The organism is Roseovarius salis (assembly GCF_044472985.1).
Classification (GTDB): domain Bacteria; phylum Pseudomonadota; class Alphaproteobacteria; order Rhodobacterales; family Rhodobacteraceae; genus Roseovarius; species Roseovarius salis.
Genome location: NZ_JBISDG010000006.1, coordinates 56,833 through 75,508, shown reverse-complemented (window position 1 = coordinate 75,508; position 18,676 = coordinate 56,833). Strand labels below are relative to the sequence as shown.

Sequence of the window (18,676 nt, the reverse complement as noted above, 5' to 3'; positions counted from 1 at the left end):
AGGGTCACAGGTGCCACGGTCTTTTCAGTTCAGCGTTTGACAAATATCAATATACCGCTTGACGCGCTTTGTCGACCCGTTTGAGCCACACGCGAGGGCGGGGCGACATTCTTGTGCAAGCCATTTATTTCGCTGCACTTTCCATCTCCGTTTGAGCCAGATCAAAAAATCTGGCGGCGTCCTCCCCCATGTCCGGGTCCAAGCCCGCTTCCGGCGATGCACCAACCCAACCGATTTGAGGAGCAACTCATGCACACGCTAGACGGGGTCACCCGCTCGGACAGCTACCGGGCCCTGGGCCTCAGCACGTTCGCCTTTACCGTCTGCTTTGCCGTCTGGACGATCTTTTCGATCATCGGCGTCAAGATCAAACAGGAGCTCGGGCTGAGCGACACGCAGTTCGGCCTTCTCGTCGCCACCCCGGTTCTGACCGGCTCGATCAGCCGCATCTTCCTGGGCGTGTAGACCGAACAGTTCGGCGGGCGCATCATGTTTCCGCTGCAGATGCTCATCACGGCGGTCTGCGTCTGGCTGCTAACCTCGGTGACGAGCTACCCGGTGTTCCTGCTCGCGGCGCTCGGTCTCGGTCTTGCGGGCGGGTCTTTCATCATCGGGATCGCCTATACTTCGCGCTGGTTCGACAAGGAGCACCAGGGCACTGCCCTGGGCATCTTCGGTGCCGGCAATGTCGGTGCGGCCGTGACGAACTTCGCAGCGCCTTTCCTTGTCGTGGCAGCGGGATGGGAAGGCACCGCGCGGGTCTATGCCATCGTCCTGGCGATCACCGCCGTGCTTTTCTACGTCTTCGCCAAGACCGATCCGGTACACGAAGAGCGCAAGCGAACGGGCAACGGGCCGGTCTCGACCGCCGACCAGCTGGCGCCGCTCAAGAACATCCAGGTCTGGCGCTTCGCAACCTACTACTTCTTCGTCTTCGGCGGCTTCGTCGCTCTGGCGAGTTTCCTGCCGCGCTACTACGTGGGCGCGTACGGGCTCGAACTGACGACCGCCGGTGTCTTTGCAGGGCTCTATAGCCTGCCCGGATCGGTTTTCCGCGCGCTTGGCGGCTGGATGTCGGACAAGTGGGGCGCGCGCGCCGTGATGTACGCGACGTTCCTCGTGTCGCTGGCGGTTCTTTTCGTCATGAGCTACCCCGAGACCAGCTATACCGTCGCCGGGATCAAGGGGGCAGTGACCTTCGATTTCGGCATCTCCGTCGGCGTGTTCCTCGGCCTGACCATCGTGCTGGGGTTCATGATGAGCCTCGGCAAGGCCGCTGTCTACAAGCACATCCCCGTCTACTATCCGCATCACGTCGGCTCGGTGGGCGGGCTCGTGGGGATGATCGGCGGGCTTGGCGGCTTCTTCCTGCCGATCGCGTACGGCGCGCTGCTGGACCTGACCGGCGTCTGGACGGCCCCCTTCATGCTGACCTTCTTGCTCGTGGCGATCATGACGGTCTGGATGCACGTGGCCATCCGCCGGATGGAACGCCGCCGCCACCCGGGTCTCGAAGAGGAAAGGTACCTTTCGGACGTACCGGACCGGCCGCTGGACGCGCCGCAGCCGGTCGATCCGGCCGCCCCCCTCGCGCACGGCACCGCCCCCCGCCCGGCAGGCTGAAAGAAAGGGCGGGTCCCCGGCCCCGGCGGAGCCGCCCGCTCGCACGTGACAAGATTGAACGCCCAAGAATACGGAGACACCCGTGGGACAAGACCTCAGAAACTACACGCCGGACCAGGAGGCCTTCTGGGCCTCGACCGGCAAGGCGGTTGCCAACCGCAATCTCTGGATTTCGATCCCCAGCCTGCTGTGCGGCTTCGCCGTCTGGCTATACTGGGGCATCATCACCGTGCAGATGCTGAACCTCGGCTTTCCGTTCGAGAAATCGCAGCTCTTCACGCTTGCCGCCATCGCCGGGCTGACCGGCGCCACGCTGCGCATCCCGTCGACCTTCTTCATCCGCATTGCCGGCGGGCGCAACACGATCTTCTTCACCACGGCCCTGTTGATGATCCCGGCCGCCGGAACCGGCTATTTCCTGCAAAACCCGGATACGCCGCTGTGGGTTTTCCAGGTTCTCGCCTTCCTGTCGGGGATCGGCGGCGGCAATTTCGCCAGCTCGATGTCTAACATCAGCTTCTTCTTTCCCAAGAAGATGCAGGGCTACGCGCTCGGCATGAACGCGGGGCTGGGCAATTTCGGCGTGACCACGATGCAGATCGTCATCCCGCTGGTGATGACCTTCGGCCTGTTCGGCGGCGAACCGATGGTGCTGGAAAACACCAGCGGAACCCTGATCGGCAAGATCCCCGCAGGCACGGAAACCTACATCCACAACGCCGGATATGTCTGGCTTGTGGCGCTCGTTCCCCTTGCCTTCGCCGGCTGGTTCGGGATGAACAACATCCGTGACGGGCATGTCTCGCCCGAGATCCCCGGGCCGCTCGGCGCCTTCGGGATCATCACGCTCATGCTGGTTTTCGGTTTCATCGCCGCGGCCATCGGGCTCTGGCTGATGCTGCCCGCGGATGTCGGCGGCTCCGGCTGGGACATATCCAAGTGGATCGTCCTGCCGATCGTGATCGCTCTGACCGTGGGTCTGCTCAAGCTCATCCCCGGCCAGGTCGGGCAGAACCTGACGCGCCAGTACCGCATCTTCAACAACAAGCACACCTGGGCGATGACGGTCATCTACACCATGACCTTCGGCAGCTTCATCGGATACGCCGCCACCTTCGCACTGGCAATCAAGGTCGTCTTCGGCTTCCAGCACGTGATGGTGGACGGGGTGATGACCCACGACACGGTCAACCCCGACGGTCCCTCGGCGCTGATGTACGCCTGGATGGGGCCGTTCATCGGCGCGCTCATCCGGCCGGTCGGCGGCGTGATGGCCGACAGGCTGGGCGGCGCGCGCGTGACGCAGTGGATCTCGCTGGTCATGGTCGCCTCGGCACTCGGCGTGGCCTACGTGCTGCAGCAGGCGTATGTATCGGCCACGCCGCAGGATTACTTCCTGCCCTTCATGATCCTGTTCCTGATCCTGTTCACCGCGACGGGGATCGGCAACGGCTCGACCTTCCGCACAATCGCGGTCGTCTTCGACAAGGAACAGGCCGGCCCGGTCCTTGGGTGGACCAGCGCGGTGGCGGCCTACGGCGCCTTCATCATCCCCAAGGTGTTCGGCGAACAGATCAAGGCCGCGACGCCCGAATACGCGCTCTACGGGTTCGCCGCCTTCTACGGCCTGTGCATCCTCATCAACTGGTGGTTCTACCTGCGCCCCGGCGCCTACGTGAAGAACCCCTGACACGATCGAAAACGCGCCCCGGCCACGTGCCGGCCGGGGCGCGCCGCCAAACCACAGGAGAAAAAGATGAGCCACCTGCTCGACAGGCTGAATTTCCTCCAGTCCAAGGAGCTGGAGCAGTTCGCCGACGGCCACGGCCAGGTCACCCGCGAGAACCGCGACTGGGAAGACACGTATCGCGGCCGCTGGCGCCACGACAAGGTCGTGCGCTCCAACGTGCTGACCAAATCCGTGCCGACCAAGCGCGTCAAGACGGCCGAGGGCGAAATCGCCGTGGCCACGGTGTTCGATCTTTTCTGCGCCAATTACGGCCTCGACCGCGGGCTGGGCGGTGACTGGGTCGCCACGAGCTACTCCGAGGACATCCCCGGCACCCCCGCCTGGGCCGAGAAGATCACCGGCGTTTCCGCCGACAAGATCGTCCATGTCGCCCGGGAGTTCGCGCAGAACGCCGAGCAGACGCAGGGAAAGTCCATGGTCATCATCGGCGCGGCCATGAACCACTGGTACCACATGGACATGAACTACCGCGGCGTCATCAACATGCTGGTGATGTGCGGCTGCGTGGGCCAGTCCGGCGGGGGCTGGGCGCACTACGTGGGTCAGGAAAAGCTGCGCCCGCAGACGGGCTGGCTGCCGCTGGCCTTCGGGCTGGACTGGGGGCGCCCGCCGCGGCACATGAACTCCACCTCCGCGTGGTACGCCCATACCGACCAGTGGCGTTACGAAACCCTGACGGCGGGCGAGATCCTGTCGCCCACGGCGCCCGAGGGCGACTGGGACGCCAGCATGATCGACTACAACATCCGCGCCGAGCGGATGGGCTGGCTACCCTCGGCGCCGCAGCTCAGGACCAACCCGCTGGAGGTGGCGAAACAGGCCGAGGCCGCCGGCAGGGAAATCCCGGCCTACGTGGCGGGGCAGTTGACCTCGGGCGCGCTGGAAATGTCCTGCGAGGACCCGGACGCGCCGGAGAACTGGCCGCGCAACCTGTTCGTGTGGCGTTCCAACCTCCTGGGATCCTCCGGCAAGGGGCACGAGTACTTCCTCAAGCACCTGCTGGGCACCGACAACGGCGTGATGGGCAAGGATCTCGGCGAGGAAGGCCGCCAGCTGCCCAAGGAGGCGCGCTGGCACGAGGAGGCACCGCGCGGCAAGCTGGACTTGCTGGTGACCATCGACTTCCGCATGAGCACGACCGCCGTCTACTCCGACATCGTGCTTCCCACAGCGTCGTGGTATGAAAAGGACGATCTGAACACGTCCGACATGCACCCGTTCATCCACCCGCTGCAGGCGGCGGTGGACCCCGCCTACGAAAGCAAGTCGGACTGGGAGATATTCAAGGCCATCGCCCGCAAGTTCTCGGAAGTGGTGCCGGGATACCTCGGTCGCGAAACGGACGTGGTCGCCCTGCCAATCCTGCACGACACGCCCGCCGAGATCGCCCAGGACCAGGTCAAGGACTGGAAGAAGGGCGAGTGCGAGCTCGTCCCCGGCAAGACCGCGCCGAACTTCATCGCGGTCGAGCGGGACTATCCCGCGCTCTACGAGCGTTTCACTGCGCTCGGGCCGCTCATGGACAAGCTCGGCAATGGCGGCAAGGGCATCTCGTGGAACACTCAGAAGGAGATCGACGCCCTGCGTGCCCTGAACGGCGAAAAACTCGACGGTCCGGCCGCGGGCCGGCCGAAGATCGACACCGCGATCGAGGCCGCCGAGGTCGTGCTGATGCTGGCCCCCGAGACAAACGGCGAGGTCGCCGTGAAATCGTGGCAGGCGCTGTCCAAGGCCACGGGGCGCGAACATGCCCACCTGGCCGAGGGCGATCATCACCAGAAGATCCGATTCAAGGACATCGCCGCGCAGCCGCGCAAGATCATCTCCTCGCCCACGTGGTCGGGCATCGAAAGCGAGAAGGTGAGCTACAATGCCGGCTACACCAATGTTCACGAGCTGATCCCGTGGCGCACCCTGACCGGGCGCCAGCAGCTCTATCAGGATCACCTGTGGATGCGCGCCTTCGGCGAGGGGTTCATGTCCTACCGCCCGCCGGTTGACCTCAAGACGATCACGGCGGAGATAAACCACGAGGCCCGCGACGGCGCGCCCCACGTCGTGCTGAACTTCATCACCCCGCACCAGAAATGGGGCATCCACTCCACCTATTCCGACAACCTGCTGATGCTGACGCTGAACAGGGGCGGGCCGGTGATCTGGATATCCGAGAACGACGCGACCAAGGCCGGTATCGCGGACAATGACTGGGTGGAGCTGTACAACATAAACGGCGCGCTCACCGCGCGGGCGGTTGTCAGCCAGCGCATGAAGGACGGAACCACCTTCATGTACCACGCCCAGGAAAAGATCGTGAACACGCCGGGATCGGAAAAGACCGGGCTGCGCGGGGGCATCCACAACTCGGTGACGCGCGCGGTTCCCAAGCCAACCCACATGATCGGCGGCTATGCCCAGCAATCCTACGGGTTCAACTACTACGGCACCGTGGGGGCGAACCGGGACGAGTTCGTCATCGTCAGGAAAATGAGAAAGGTCGACTGGCTCGACCAGGAAGCGACCGCAAAGGAGGCCGCGCAATGAGAATTCGTGCGCAAATCGGAATGGTGCTGAACCTCGACAAGTGCATCGGGTGTCACACCTGCTCTGTCACCTGCAAGAACGTGTGGACCAGCCGCGACGGCGTCGAATACGCGTGGTTCAACAACGTCGAGACCAAGCCCGGCACCGGCTATCCCACCGACTGGGAAAACCAGGATCGCTGGAACGGCGGTTGGGAACGGACCCGGTCCGGCAAGCTCCAGCCCAAGCAGGGCAGCAAGTGGCGGATACTGGCCAACCTTTTCGCCAACCCCGACCTGCCCGAGATCGACGACTATTACGAGCCGTTCGATTTCGACTACGACCACCTGAAATCCGCCCCCGAGATGGAGGCGTTCCCGACGGCGCGCCCCCGCTCCAAGGTCTCGGGCGAGCGGATGGAGAAGATCGAGAAGGGCCCGAACTGGGAGGAAATCCTCGGCGGCGAGTTCTCCAAGCGCGGCGAGGACTACAACTTCGAAGGCGTGCAGAAGGAGATCTACGGGGAATACGAGAACACTTTCATGATGTATCTCCCCCGGCTGTGCGAACACTGCCTGAACCCGACCTGCGCGGCCTCGTGCCCCTCGGGCGCGATCTACAAGCGCGAGGAGGACGGCATTGTCCTGATCGACCAGGAAAAGTGCCGCGGCTGGCGGATGTGCGTGTCGGGCTGCCCCTACAAGAAGATCTACTACAACTGGTCCACCGGCAAATCCGAGAAATGCACCCTGTGCTATCCCCGGATCGAGAGCGGCAACCCCACCGTCTGCTCGGAAACCTGCGTGGGCCGGATCCGGTATCTCGGCGTGATGCTCTACGACGCCGACAAGATCGAGGAGGCGGCGAATGCGGCCGACAAGATGGACCTCTACGATGCGCAGCTCGGCCTGTTCCTCGATCCCAACGACCCTGTCGTGATCGAGACCGCCCGGGCCGACGGCATCCCCGAGGACTGGATCAAGGCCGCGCAGGAAAGCCCGATCTGGAAGATGGCGATGGAGTGGAAGGTCGCCTTCCCGCTGCATCCCGAGTACCGGACCCTGCCGATGGTTTGGTACGTCCCGCCGCTGTCGCCGATACAGAACGCGGCCGAGGCCGGCGCGATCGGCACCGACGGCGAAATGCCGGACGTGCGCAACCTGCGAATCCCGCTGCGGTATCTCGCGAACATGCTGACCGCGGGCGACGAGGCGCCGGTGGCGCAGGCGCTGGAACGGATGCTGGCGATGCGCGCCTACATGCGCGCAAAGTCCATCGAGGGCGTGCGCGACGAGGCCATCGCGGCACGCGTCGGCCTGTCGGGCCGTGTGATCGAGGACATGTACAAGATCATGGCGCTGGCCGACTACGAGGACCGGTTCGTCATCCCCACCACGCACCGCGAACAGGTGGAAGAGGCCTACGACCTGCGCGGCGGCTGCGGTTTCACCGACGGCAACGGCTGTTCCACCGGCACCTCGAAGGGTTCGCTCTTCGGCGGTGGCAAGAAACCCCTGAAAATGCCCGAGGAGGTGCGCTGAGATGGACCGGACACTGAAATCGCTGTCGCTGATGCTGAGCTATCCCACGCGGGAGCTTCAGACGGCCATGCCCGATCTCGGGGGCGTTCTCGCCTCCGACACGCGGCTGACCGCTGCTGCAAGGCGGGCGCTGCGGCCGCTGGTCGAGGAGCTGGGATCGCGCGACATCTATGACCTTGAAGAAAGCTACGTGATGCTGTTCGACCGCTCGCGCACCCTGTCGCTAAACCTGTTCGAGCATGTCCACGGCGAAAGCCGGGACCGGGGCGGCGCGATGGTAAGCCTGCTGGAAACCTACCGCGCGGGCGGGTTCGAACCTGCCACCACGGAACTTCCCGACCACCTGCCGGTTCTTCTGGGGTTCCTGTCCACGCAACCCTTCGCGGTTGCGCAGGAAACCCTGGCAGACGCGGCCCATATCCTTGAGGCGGTCCAATCCCGGCTTGTCCGGCGCGACAGCCCTTATGCGTCCGCCTTCGCCGCTCTTTTGCAGCTTGCAGGCGTCTCGGCCGACCGGGCGGCGGTGGCCGAGCTGCTGGAAGAGCCCGACACCGACCCCGACGACCTCGAGGCGCTGGACGCGGTCTGGGAAGAATCGGAGGTCCGCTTCGGCCCAGACCCCGGCGCGGGCTGCCCGCAGGTGCGCGACATGCTTTCGCGGATGGATGAGCCCGTAACACCGCGCCCCGGCGTGGCGGCCCAGTGAAAGGAGGCCAGAAATGCACGATTTCCTCTTCGGAATATACCCCTACATCGCGCTGTCGGTGATGACCCTCGGGTCCATCGCGCGCTATGAACGCGACCCGTTCACGTGGAAAAGCTCGTCCTCGCAGCTTTTGCGGCGGCGCCAACTGGTGATCGGCTCGGTCCTGTTCCATGTCGGTGTGCTGGTGATCTTCGTGGGCCACCTCGTCGGCTTGCTCACGCCGATCTGGATCTTCGACGCCATGGGCATCAGTCACGGGGCAAAGCAGCTTCTGGCCGTGGTTGCCGGAGGTATCGCGGGCGTGATGGCGCTGGCGGGCGGGGCCATGCTGTTCCACCGCCGCTGGACCGATCCGCGCATCCGCGCCAATTCCAGCTTCTGGGACATCGCGATCCTCGCGCTGCTGCTGGCGCAGCTTGTGCTTGGCCTCGGGACGGTCTTCGTCTCGCTGCAACACCTCGACGGCCACGAGATGACCAAGTTCATGGCCTGGGCGCAGGGGATCTTCACCTTCCAGGCCGGCGCGGCCGAGCACATCGCCGACGTGGCGCTGATCTTCAAGCTGCACCTGTTCCTGGGCCTGACGATCTTCCTCGTCTTTCCGTTCACGCGCCTCGTGCACATCGTTTCGGGCATCGCGGCACCGTTCCGCTACCTGCTGACGCGACCCGGATACCAGATTGTGCGGTCGCGTCGCGCAAGGGCGCTGCCGCGCCGGTCCGGCCCGTTGAGTGCGCCCTCCCCGGCCAACGACCCCCGGCCGCGTGCCGGGCGTCCCGCGACCAAGCCGGCGGAGTAAGACGATGGGACGCGCACTCTTCCCCGATGTCGTCGTCAACGGCGAAACGGTGCCGCACGCGCTGATCGCCGGCGAGGCGCAGAACCACGCCGCGCCAAAGGGCAAGCCGGGCGTGGCATGGCGCAAGGCGGCCAACGCCGTGGCCATACGCACCCTGCTGCTGCAAGAGGCACGGCGGCGGGGGCTGTCGCCCGCGCCGGCCCAGGTCGGCCCGGGGCGCTTCGAGACCGAGGAGGAGGCCCTTGTCAGGGGCCTCCTCGACGCGGCCGTTCCCGTCACACCCCCGACAGAGCAAGAGGTGCACGCGGAATGGGTGCGCGACCCGGCGCGCTTCCGCGCGCCGCCCTTGTGGGAGGTATCGCATATCCTTGTCGCCTGCGCGCCGGGTGACAAGGAGGTGCAGGCCGCCGGCCGTGACCGCGCCGACATGCTGGCGGCGCGCGTGCGCGCCAACCCGCGCGAATTCGCGCGGCTGGCGTCGGAGCACAGCGATTGCGGCTCGAAATCGGCGGGCGGCGCACTTGGCCAGATCGGACCGGGCGACACCGTGCCGGAATTCGAATCCGCCCTGCGCGACCTCGACGAAGGGGACATTACCCCAGAACCGGTCCTGTCACGTCACGGCTGGCACATAATACGCCTCGACGCGCGGGCCGAGGGGGCAGTGCTGCCCTTTGAAACCGTGCGCGGCAAGATACGCGAGGCCATGGAGAAGGCCGAATGGGCCCGGTCTGCCCGGTCCTTCGTCGAGGGTCTCATCGCGGCATCCGACATCAGTGGCGCCGAGCTGGGACCGGCGCGCGGCGCATGACGCGTGCTGCATCCCCCGCCCCGGTCACGAGGTCCGGGACTGCCGAAGGAAGCTGACGATGCTCAATGATCTTCTGAACCGCAACATCGCCTGGTCGGACGGACGCAAGGCCGAAGATCCGGCGTATTTCGACCGGCTGGCCGCGCAGCAGACGCCGGAATTCTTCTGGATCGGCTGCTCCGACAGCCGGGTGCCCGCCAACGTGGTCGCAGGACTCGATCCCGGCGAGGTGTTCGTGCACCGCAACGTGGCCAACGTGGTGCATTCTGCGGATCTCAACCTGCTCTCGGCGCTCGAATTCGCCGTCGAGGCGCTGGCTGTACGCGAAATCATCGTCTGCGGCCATTACGGCTGCGGCGGGGTCCGGGCCGCGACCGAGGACATGCCGCACGGTCTGGCAGATCACTGGCTGGAACCGGTCCGGCGCCTGGCCCGCGCCTATGCCGTGGACCTTGCACGACAACCCGACGATGCGGCCCGGCGCGACAAGCTGGCCGAGTTGAACGTCGTCGAGGGTGTGCGGCGCGTTTCCGAAACCCCCGTCCTGCAAAAGGCATGGGCAAGGCGAACGGATGTCCGCGTCCACGGCCTGATCTACGGTCTCAGGGACGGGCGCCTGCGCAACCTCGACTGCACGGTGGGGCCGGGACATTTCCAGAAGGAGGCAGCGGAATGAGACCCCTGCAGAAGGCCTACGCCGAGGGGTGCGGATGCGACGCGGCGGAAACGGTGAGGACGCTCTGCTGCATCGACGAGGCGCTGCACCTGATTGCCCGCAACGCCCGACCCGTCACCGGGACCGAGCGCCTTGCGCCGGCGGATGCCGTCGGGCGCGTTGTGGCAGAACCGGTTCGGTCCACCGGGATGGTGCCTCCCTTCGACAACGCGGCGATGGACGGCTATGCCCTCGACAGCGCCGCGCTCGTCGGCGGCGGCCCGTGGAGGCTGGAAGTCAACGGCCGCGTGCCCGCGGGCAAGACGCCGTCGACCCGTCTTGCCGGCCAGGGGGCGGTGCGCATTTTCACCGGCGCCCCAGTGCCGGACGGCGCGGATTGCGTCGTCATCCAGGAAGAGGTCGAGCGCATCCGCGACACCGTCATCCTCCGCCGGCGGCCCGAGCCGGGCCTGAACATCCGGCGTGCCGGCAGCGACATGAGCCCGGGCCAGACCTTGCTGGAGACCGGCCGGCGCGTTGGCCCGCGCGAGGTCGCCGCCTGCGCGGCCGCAGGAATCGCGGATATTTGCGTTTACCGGCGCCTCCCGGTGGCCCTGCTGGTAACGGGCGACGAGATCCGGTCAGCGGGTGGCACCCGGCACGGCGCCCAGACATGGGACATCAACACGCCCATGCTTTCGTCACTGCTGGCCACACCGTCGGTGCACCTGTCCGAGGTCTGCCACGGCGCGGACAACCGTGACGGCCTGCGGCGACAGCTGTCCGCCCTGTCGACCCGCGCCGACCTCGTCGTCAGCACCGGCGGAATATCCGTCGGCGAGGAAGATCACGTCAAGCCGGCGCTGGAATCGCTCGGGGCAATGATCCATTTCAGCGGCGTGGCGATCAAGCCGGGAAAGCCGGTCTCGTTCGGCCGTCTTGGGCAGGCCGCGTGGCTCGGGCTGCCCGGCAACCCGCTCTCGGCCTTCGTGACGTGGCAACTTTTCGGGGCTGCGCTTGTGGGGCGTCTGACAGGCCGGGCCGGGGCGGGCCAGCGGCGGCGGCACGTGGTCACGGCCCGCGCCATAAGACGCAAGGCCGGGCGCTGCGAGTTGCGCCCCGCGACACTGTCAGGCTTCGACGCCGAGGGGCGAGAGGTCGTCCGCTTCGATCACGCGATCCACTCTGGCCGGGTTGGTGGACTGCCGGAGGCCGACGGGCTCATGTTTCTGCCGGCCGATGCCGACATGCTCCCCGAGGGTGCCCTTGTCGAATTCCTGCCATTTGACGAAACCTGAAGAGGCCGCGCCATGAACATCGCCTGCACACTGGCCCCCGGACGGGGCGACACGGACCTGCTGCTGCACGGGGTCGCCCAATCTCTGATCTCGCGGGGATACCACCCGGCGGGCACCGTCCAGATCAACACGCAATCAGCCGAGACCGGCCCCTGCGACATGGACGTGAAGGTGCTGCCGGACGGCCCCGTCATCCGCATCTCGCAGAGCCTCGGGCACGGGGCGCGGGGGTGCCGTCTCGACCCTGCGGCGCTCGAACGGGCTGTGGGCCACGTCGCGGCGGGGCTGGCGGACGGCGCAGACTGCCTGATCGTCAACAAGTTCGGCAAACACGAGGCGGATGGCCGCGGCTTCCGCCCCGTGATCGCAGACGCGCTGTCACGAGGCATTCCGGTGCTCGTGGGGCTCAGCCGCCTGAACGCCGCCGCGTTCCTCGAATTCTCCGGCGGCATCGCGGCGCAGCTGCCGCCGCGGTCAGCCGATCTGGAACGCTGGCTGTCCTGTGCGATGGACGCCGCGAAGGCACCTGCATAGCGGTTGCCGGCGGGCGAAGTGCTCAGCTCCCGGCGTGCGCGGCGTCGGGCCCCTTGGCACGGGCGGTGCCGCAGGCGGCGGAAAGACGGGCGTGCAGTTCCGCGACACGCTGCGGATTGCCGCTGGCCGGTTCCCCGTTCGCGCCAAGGATCGAGTTTTCGAACCCCACCCGGCATTTGCCGCCCGCCTTGGCGGCCCGCAAGAGGCATTCCGTTTCAAGCCGTCCGAACGCGCAGGCGGCCCAGTCGGGCGCGATCGCTTCCTCGGCCATCCAGCCGAGGAAGGGCGTCAACGCCGCGGGGCCGTTCTGCCCGACGTCGCCGTGGCGGCCCAGAACGAAAAGCAGCTGCAGCCCGGACGAGCGGAACAGGCCGGGCGGCAGAACGTTCTTCAACAACCTTGCATCGCGAAGATCGTAAAGGATGTGCTGCACCACGATGCCGGCATCGGCGCATCGCCTGTAAAAGGCTGGCGCGGCGCCGGGCTCGCGCAGCATCTCGCGCAGGGCGACGGATACGAACCTCGCCCCGGAGCCGAACGCCACCCGCCGCTGGTCGGCGGCAGAGTAGAGGCCGGCCGCCTCGGTCGTGACCTGGACCATCAGGCCGGGACACCGCTCTGACAATTCCCGCAGCGCCGCCCGGTAGGCGCATGGGTCGAGCAGGTGCCGCCCCCGCGCATCCCGCAGATGCAGGTGCAGCCCCCCTGCCCCGCGGGCATGGCATTGCGCGGCGCACTCGACGATCTCGGGCAGCGTCAGCGGAACCGCAGGATGATCGGATTTGTGCAGATGCGCGCCGTTCGGCGCGACCATGATCCTGGGCAGTTTCATCGCAGCGCGGCCGCGAGGCTGCATGACAACTTGTCGACCAGCTCCCCGATCTGGTCATCGGATATGATGAAGGGCGGCGCCAGCAGCACGTGATCGCCGCGGCGTCCGTCGATGGTCCCGCTGCCGGGATAGCAGATCAGGCCGTTTTCCATCGCCTGCGCCTTGATCGCCGCGGACAGGTTGCGCCCCGGGTCGAACGGCTCCTTGCTGTCGCGGTCGCGCACCAGTTCCAGCGCGCGGAACATGCCGCGCCCCCGGATGTCGCCCACATGCGGATGCTGGCCGAATTCCGCCTTCAACGCCTTGTCCAGACGTGCGCCCATCCGGGCGGACCGGTCGACCAGCCCGCCATCGGTCAGCTTTTCCACCACCACGTTCGCGGCAGCGCAGGCCGTCGGGTGACCGATATAGGTATGCCCGTGCTGGAAATATCCGCTGCCGGCTTCGACGGCCGCGTAGATCCGCGCCGAGCAGATCGCCGCGCCGATGGGTTGATATCCCGCGCCTAGGCCCTTGGCGATGCACAGGATATCCGGCACGACGCCCTCCTGCTCGCAGGCGAACAGGGTTCCGGTACGCCCCATGCCGCACATAACCTCGTCAAGGATCAAAAGGATGCCATGCGCATCACAGATCTCGCGGATGCGGCGAAAATACCCGGGGGCCGGCGGCACGGCCCCCGCCGTGGCCCCGACGACCGGCTCGGCGATGAAGGCGATGACGTTCTCTGGCCCCACGCGATACAGTTCGGCCTCCAGCTCGTTGGCGGCGCGCAGGCCGTAGTCCTCCGGCGCTTCATCCGCCCTCTGTTCGCGATACGCGTAGCACGGGGCGATATGGCTGGCCGACGTCATGATCGGGTCGAAGGGTTCGCGCCGCCACATGTTGCCGCCGGTGCCAAGGGCGCCAAGCGTGTTGCCGTGATAGCTCTGCCGCCGCGCGATGAAACGCGTGCGCCCCGGCTGGCCGGTTTCCAGCATGTACTGCCGCGCCAGCTTGAGCGCGGCCTCAACCGCTTCGGAGCCGCCCGAGACGAAATATACACGATCCAGCCCCGCGGGGGCGTGCGCCGCGAGACGATCGGCAAGCGCCTCGGCCGGGTCGGAGGTGAAAAAGCCCGTATGCGCGAAGGCCAGGCTTTCGGCCTGTTTGCGGATCGCGTCGATCACATCCGGGTCGGAATGCCCCAGACAGGAGACCGCCGCCCCGCCCGAGCCGTCAAGATATGCCCTGCCATCGCTGTCGTATATGTAGACCCCCTGCCCGCGCACGGCGCGCGGTGGCCTGGCCTTGGTGTGTCTTGGAAAGACGTGACTCATTTCCCGGGTATCCCGCATGTATCGAACGACACTGAAACAAATGTTTTTCACATTGACAATAGATGAAACAATTGAAACATCCGGTTCAACGGAAAGGAGGTGCAGCAGGTGACCGTTCGCTTCGAACAACGCCTTGCCGAACGCTATGACGGCCTGAGCCCGCGCCTGCGGGACGCGGGCGATTACGTCGCCGCCCACCCGCTCGACGTCGCCACGCGCAGCCTGCGCGCCGTGTCGCAGGAAAGCGGCATCGCGCCGGCGACATTCTCGCGGCTGGCCCGTGCGCTTGACTACGATAGCGTCGATGCCCTGCGCGACGCCATGCGCACGAACATCTCGCACCGGATCAGCAACTTCGCGGACCGTGCGCAGCAGCTTCAGGCCGCACATGGCGACAGCTCGGAAAGCTTCTTTCCCGCGCACGTATCGGCCTGCCTGCACAACATCGAGCAGATGGCACAGCAGATCGACCAGAGGCGGCTGAACGAGGTCGTCGACCGGCTCTACCATTCGCAGGAGGTGCTTCTACTCGGTGAGCTCGGATCGACAGGGCTGGCCGAGTATCTTTGCTACATGGCCGATTTCTGTGTCGAAAACTGGCACCTTGCCAGCCGGATGGGGGCATCGCTGGGGTCATCCCTCAGCCGCCTTGGCCCGGACGACGCGATGGTCGTCATAACCAAGCCACCCTTTTCCGCGCGCGTCGTTCGCGCCGCCGAGGTGGCGCACCGGCAGGGCGTCCACGTCGTGGTCATCACCGATACGCACGCATGCCCGGCGCTGCGGCATTGCTCGGCCGGGTTCATCGTTCCCACGGAAAGCCCGCATTTCTATTCGTCATACGTGGCCAGCATGGTGCTGGTGGAAAGCATGGTGGGCATGCTGGTAAGCCGCGCCGGCCGGGCCGCGCAAGAGCGCATCGCGCAGGTCGAAGACAGCAACCGCCGTCTGAACGAGGTGTCGGACCGCTGACACACACCGCAACGGTGGGCCGGCCGGCGGGGTGGACAATCAGCCACCGGAATCCAGCGCGTCGATGAGCGCCGGCAGGTCGGCCACCGTGTCGATCACATGGTCCGCCCCCGCGGCGCGCAGCATCTCTGTCGCCGCTTGCCGCAGGCGTTCAACCGCCGGCGCGTCCATCGCGGCCAGCTCCGCTGGCGTCTTGGCGACAGCATTGCCCGACAGTGCCACGCCCACCGTCACGCATCCCGCCGCAACCCCCTCGGCGATACCCGGCGCGGTGTCATCCACCTTGATCACCGATCGGGGCGGGTAGACACGCAGGTCGATGAAACACTGGTACATCCCAAGCGGCCCCGGCCGCCCCTCGGGCAGGTCGTCGGAACACACAACGTTGTCGGGCGCGTAGCCCTGCGCCGCGGCAACGGGCAACACCCGCTCCATGATCGAGCGTGTATAGCCCGTGGTCGAGCCGATCTTCATGCCCCGCCCGCGGAGGTTGCCCACAACCGCCGCCATTCCGGGCACGAGCTCGGCATGTTCCGCCGCCGCGGTCTCGTTCATCGGCACGTAAACTTCGTAGACCCGCTCGACATCGGCCTCGCCCGGGGCGGCGCCATGTTCGGCAGCCCACCGTGCGGCGACCGGCTCAATGTCCAGCATGGCCCGGATATGGTCGCGCTTGGCGCTGCCCATGGGCGCGCGCGCCTCTTCGTGGCTGACCTCGACACCGCACGCGGCAAACGCCTTGACGAAAGCCGCCGCCGGGGCGAAGCAGCCGAAATCCACGGTCGTGCCCGCCCAGTCGAAAACCGCAGCCCTGAACCTGCCCATACCTGCATCCTCCATTGCCTGCATCCCGCCCATCGCGACACCGTCACCCGCCTACACCAGCCTGCCATCGGCGGCCAACAAGTCCCCGGCGCAGCGTCGCGGCCCTGGAACGGGTTCCATGCCGATTGCCGGATGCCCCCTTGAGCGTGCAGGCGCCGCGGCACCACTTCGGCGCGCGAACGGCATTGGGTGCCGTGACGTTCTGGTATACACCCCGCGTGAAACGAGGTCGTGACACTCATGCTGAGAACGGAAAATCTGGAAACGGCGCGCGGATCGCTGCTGCTGCAGGGCCTGCCGGAGCACGTGATCGAGAAGCTGCTCACCGATGCATCGACGCGCGACTGCGCGCGCGGTGAAACGGTTTTCCTGCAAGGCGAAAGCGCGCAGGTGATCCACATCGTTCTCGAAGGCTGGGTCAAGCTTTACCGCGTGGCATCGAACGGCAACGAGGCGGTGGTCAACGTGTTCACGCGCGGGCAGAGCTTCGGGGAAGCGGTGGCATTCCGCCTCAAGCCCTACCCGGTCTCGGCCGAGGCCGTCACCGACTGCAAGCTGCTGCAGATCTCCGCGCGCACGTTCATCTCGATCCTGCACCATCAACCAGAACTTGCGGTGTCGGTGCTCGCCGCGACGTTTCAGCATCTGCACGCGCTGGTTGGACAGGTCGAACAGATCAAGGCCCAGACGGGCGCACAGCGCGTGGCAGACTTCCTGATCCACCTGTGCGACGGCGAAAGCGGGTCGTGCGTCGTGCGCCTGCCATATGACAAGGCGCTGATCGCCGGGCGGCTCGGCATGAAGCCCGAGAGCCTGTCGCGCGCGTTCTCCAAACTCAAACCCGTCGGGGTCGAGGTATCGCGCCATCACGCCACCGTGCGGGACATAGAGGCCCTGCAGGAGTTTGCCGAGCAGGACCCGGCAGACGCATGGAACAAGACGCCTTGACGGGGCTCGACGGCGCGCGCGGCAACCGCGCGCGGCTGCCGGGTTCCGGCGGCTTGTGCCGTTTCGTCTCAGCTTTCGTTGGCCGCCACCTTCCGCGGCCCGGTGAACGCCGGCCAGAGGGCCGCGACGTATAGGGCAAAGCCCGCTATCCAGAGCGCGCCGGTGGCGAGCATGACGGGGACATAGACACCGCCGCCCATGGTCGCGCCCGCCCAGCGCAGGGCCGCGGCCATGGCCACGAGCCCGTAGGCCACCGCCACCGCCCCCGGCGCGACCAGAGCGCGGCCGGTATGTCCCAGAACCGCCCGGCTCATCACCGCGAGTGTCATGCCGCCAACGGCGCCGATACCCAGAACATGCAAAGCGGCCACCTCGCTGCCCCGGCCGAGCAGGCTGAGACCCCACAGGATCAGACCGACACCCAGCATCGCCATGCCGAGATGCAGCGCCCAGAGGATCGGTTGGCCCAGCACGCGGTGCGCGCCCCAGAAAGCGATGCGCACGACTTGCGCCGCGCCCCCGGCAATGGCCAGCGTTCCGGTCAAGGCCACCGGCACACCGGCCATCAGCGCGAGCGGCACAAGCCCGATCAGCACGACCGCGGCAAGATCCAGCGGCTTGCGCGTGCGCGGCAGCGACGTCTCCGCAACGCCCCGGCGTTTCAGGGCATTGCGGGTGAAGCCGGGCGTGACGCGCCCGCCGAGCACCGCGATCATCAGGCAAAGCGCGAGGATACCGACGCGCATGCCGACGTCCAGCGTGCCGGCCAGGCCCAGCCATTCCAGATGTACAAGGAGGTTGCCGCCCCACACCAGGGCGAGAAAGCCGAGAAACGCCACGTTCTGCGGCTTGGGGCGCTTGGCCAGCATGAGCATGATCCTGACCCCGAGCATCGGCAGAAACGCCAGGTCCACCAGCGCGACCAGGAACGGTGGCAAAATCCCCGAAACCCACACGGCCACACGTCCGGCCAGCCAGACCAGCGCCGCCGCCACCACGAAAGCCCGCGCCGCCGCCCGGCTGCTCGTCCAGTTGGGGACCGCCGTCAGGAAGAACCCGCCCAGCGCGGCGCTGGCATAGCCGAAGATCATCTCGTGGGCATGCCAAAGATGCGGCGGCGCCGCGAACGGCATGCCGCCCATCATGCCGCCGGCGAACAGGCCGCCGAGCCAGAGTTCCCAGACCAGCATGGCGAAGGCGGCATAAAGCCCCGCGGCCAGGAAGAAGACGCGGTAGGGTTCGGAGAATACACGCATCAGCACGGTCCTCATGGGTTGGCCCCTTTTTGGCGCTGGCGGCGCTTGGGCACGGGGCAGATGGAAGGCCCGGTTCCTTCGGGCTGATCCGCCCGTGCGGGCCCGTCGCGCCGGATCATGACGGGACTGTCGCGCGGCCGCCCGGCAGGATCATTGACTTTTATCAAGCCGTCGGGAATGACCCGTCGCAGGCCCGGGACGATCCTCCGACCGGTTGCGGGGGCGCTGCCCCCGTCGCGCAAAGCGCGACTCCCCCGGAGTACTTGACGCAAGATGAAGCCGGGGTA

17 protein-coding genes and 1 pseudogene are annotated in these 18,676 nt (G+C 66.6%); 14 read left to right on the top strand and 4 right to left on the bottom strand.

The window, feature by feature from the left end; all coding sequences use genetic code 11:
- The first annotated feature begins 249 nt into the window (after window positions 1-249).
- From ACH13J_RS03680 to ACH13J_RS03620, 12 genes and pseudogenes are all read left to right on the top strand, one after another.
- A complete protein-coding gene (locus ACH13J_RS03680) occupies window positions 250-465 on the top strand; it encodes a hypothetical protein (protein ID WP_397541960.1) in 216 nt (71 codons plus the stop codon).
- An 18-nt stretch (window positions 466-483) separates the two neighbouring features.
- A pseudogene (locus ACH13J_RS03675) lies at window positions 484-1,206 on the top strand (MFS transporter); the annotation flags it as partial.
- Entirely contained in the window at window positions 1,192-1,623 is a 432-nt protein-coding gene (locus tag ACH13J_RS03670; RefSeq protein WP_397541996.1) for an MFS transporter, read from the top strand. The pseudogene ACH13J_RS03675 and the gene ACH13J_RS03670, both read left to right, overlap by 15 nt.
- Before the next feature lie 82 nt (window positions 1,624-1,705).
- Entirely contained in the window at window positions 1,706-3,313 is a 1,608-nt protein-coding gene (locus ACH13J_RS03665; protein ID WP_397541959.1) for an antiporter, read from the top strand.
- Between the two features lie 66 nt (window positions 3,314-3,379).
- Window positions 3,380-5,914 carry a nitrate reductase subunit alpha gene (locus tag ACH13J_RS03655; protein ID WP_449619223.1) on the top strand — a complete coding sequence of 845 codons (2,535 nt, stop codon included), beginning with the start codon at window positions 3,380-3,382 and terminating at the stop codon, window positions 5,912-5,914.
- The gene (gene narH / locus ACH13J_RS03650; RefSeq protein ID WP_397541958.1) at window positions 5,911-7,434 is read left to right on the top strand and encodes a nitrate reductase subunit beta; all 1,524 of its coding nucleotides are present in this window, start codon (window positions 5,911-5,913) and stop codon (window positions 7,432-7,434) included. The genes ACH13J_RS03655 and narH overlap by 4 nt, the downstream gene beginning before the upstream one ends.
- A gap of 1 nt (window position 7,435) precedes the next feature.
- Window positions 7,436-8,140 carry a nitrate reductase molybdenum cofactor assembly chaperone gene (narJ, locus tag ACH13J_RS03645; protein WP_397541957.1) on the top strand — a complete coding sequence of 235 codons (705 nt, stop codon included), beginning with the start codon at window positions 7,436-7,438 and terminating at the stop codon, window positions 8,138-8,140.
- Window positions 8,141-8,153: 13 nt separating this feature from the next.
- Window positions 8,154-8,939, top strand: a complete 786-nt coding sequence (gene narI / locus ACH13J_RS03640; protein WP_397541956.1) for a respiratory nitrate reductase subunit gamma — start codon at window positions 8,154-8,156, stop codon at window positions 8,937-8,939.
- A 4-nt stretch (window positions 8,940-8,943) separates the two neighbouring features.
- Window positions 8,944-9,750, top strand: a complete 807-nt coding sequence (locus tag ACH13J_RS03635; RefSeq protein ID WP_397541955.1) for a peptidylprolyl isomerase — start codon at window positions 8,944-8,946, stop codon at window positions 9,748-9,750.
- A 58-nt stretch (window positions 9,751-9,808) separates the two neighbouring features.
- Window positions 9,809-10,426, top strand: a complete 618-nt coding sequence (locus ACH13J_RS03630; protein WP_397541954.1) for a carbonic anhydrase — start codon at window positions 9,809-9,811, stop codon at window positions 10,424-10,426.
- Window positions 10,423-11,703 carry a molybdopterin molybdotransferase MoeA gene (locus ACH13J_RS03625; RefSeq protein WP_397541953.1) on the top strand — a complete coding sequence of 427 codons (1,281 nt, stop codon included), beginning with the start codon at window positions 10,423-10,425 and terminating at the stop codon, window positions 11,701-11,703. The genes ACH13J_RS03630 and ACH13J_RS03625 overlap by 4 nt, the downstream gene beginning before the upstream one ends.
- A gap of 12 nt (window positions 11,704-11,715) precedes the next feature.
- Window positions 11,716-12,237, top strand: a complete 522-nt coding sequence (locus ACH13J_RS03620; RefSeq protein WP_397541952.1) for a DUF2478 domain-containing protein — start codon at window positions 11,716-11,718, stop codon at window positions 12,235-12,237.
- Between the two features lie 22 nt (window positions 12,238-12,259).
- Here the strand turns inward: ACH13J_RS03620 and ACH13J_RS03615 are convergent, their stop codons facing one another.
- Together ACH13J_RS03615 and ACH13J_RS03610 are read right to left on the bottom strand one after the other, a co-directional pair.
- Entirely contained in the window at window positions 12,260-13,069 is an 810-nt protein-coding gene (locus tag ACH13J_RS03615) for a 3-keto-5-aminohexanoate cleavage protein (RefSeq protein WP_397541951.1), read from the bottom strand.
- Complete coding sequence (locus ACH13J_RS03610; protein WP_397541950.1) at window positions 13,066-14,388, bottom strand: aspartate aminotransferase family protein; 1,323 nt, start codon at window positions 14,386-14,388, stop codon at window positions 13,066-13,068. The genes ACH13J_RS03615 and ACH13J_RS03610 overlap by 4 nt, the downstream gene beginning before the upstream one ends.
- Window positions 14,389-14,496: 108 nt before the next feature.
- Between ACH13J_RS03610 and ACH13J_RS03605 the strand changes: the two genes are divergently transcribed.
- The gene (locus tag ACH13J_RS03605; RefSeq protein ID WP_397541949.1) at window positions 14,497-15,360 is read left to right on the top strand and encodes an SIS domain-containing protein; all 864 of its coding nucleotides are present in this window, start codon (window positions 14,497-14,499) and stop codon (window positions 15,358-15,360) included.
- Window positions 15,361-15,399: 39 nt separating this feature from the next.
- Here the strand turns inward: ACH13J_RS03605 and phnX are convergent, their stop codons facing one another.
- On the bottom strand, window positions 15,400-16,200 hold the full coding sequence (phnX, locus tag ACH13J_RS03600; RefSeq protein ID WP_397541948.1) for a phosphonoacetaldehyde hydrolase: 801 nt from the start codon (window positions 16,198-16,200) through the stop codon (window positions 15,400-15,402).
- A 225-nt stretch (window positions 16,201-16,425) separates the two neighbouring features.
- Here phnX and ACH13J_RS03595 point away from each other — a divergent pair, with 225 nt between their 5' ends.
- Complete coding sequence (locus ACH13J_RS03595; RefSeq protein ID WP_397541947.1) at window positions 16,426-17,133, top strand: cyclic nucleotide-binding domain-containing protein; 708 nt, start codon at window positions 16,426-16,428, stop codon at window positions 17,131-17,133.
- Window positions 17,134-17,201: 68 nt separating this feature from the next.
- On the opposite strand, the gene ACH13J_RS03590 is transcribed toward ACH13J_RS03595, so the two are convergent.
- Complete coding sequence (locus tag ACH13J_RS03590; protein WP_397541946.1) at window positions 17,202-18,404, bottom strand: NnrS family protein; 1,203 nt, start codon at window positions 18,402-18,404, stop codon at window positions 17,202-17,204.
- Window positions 18,405-18,676: the final 272 nt, after the last annotated feature.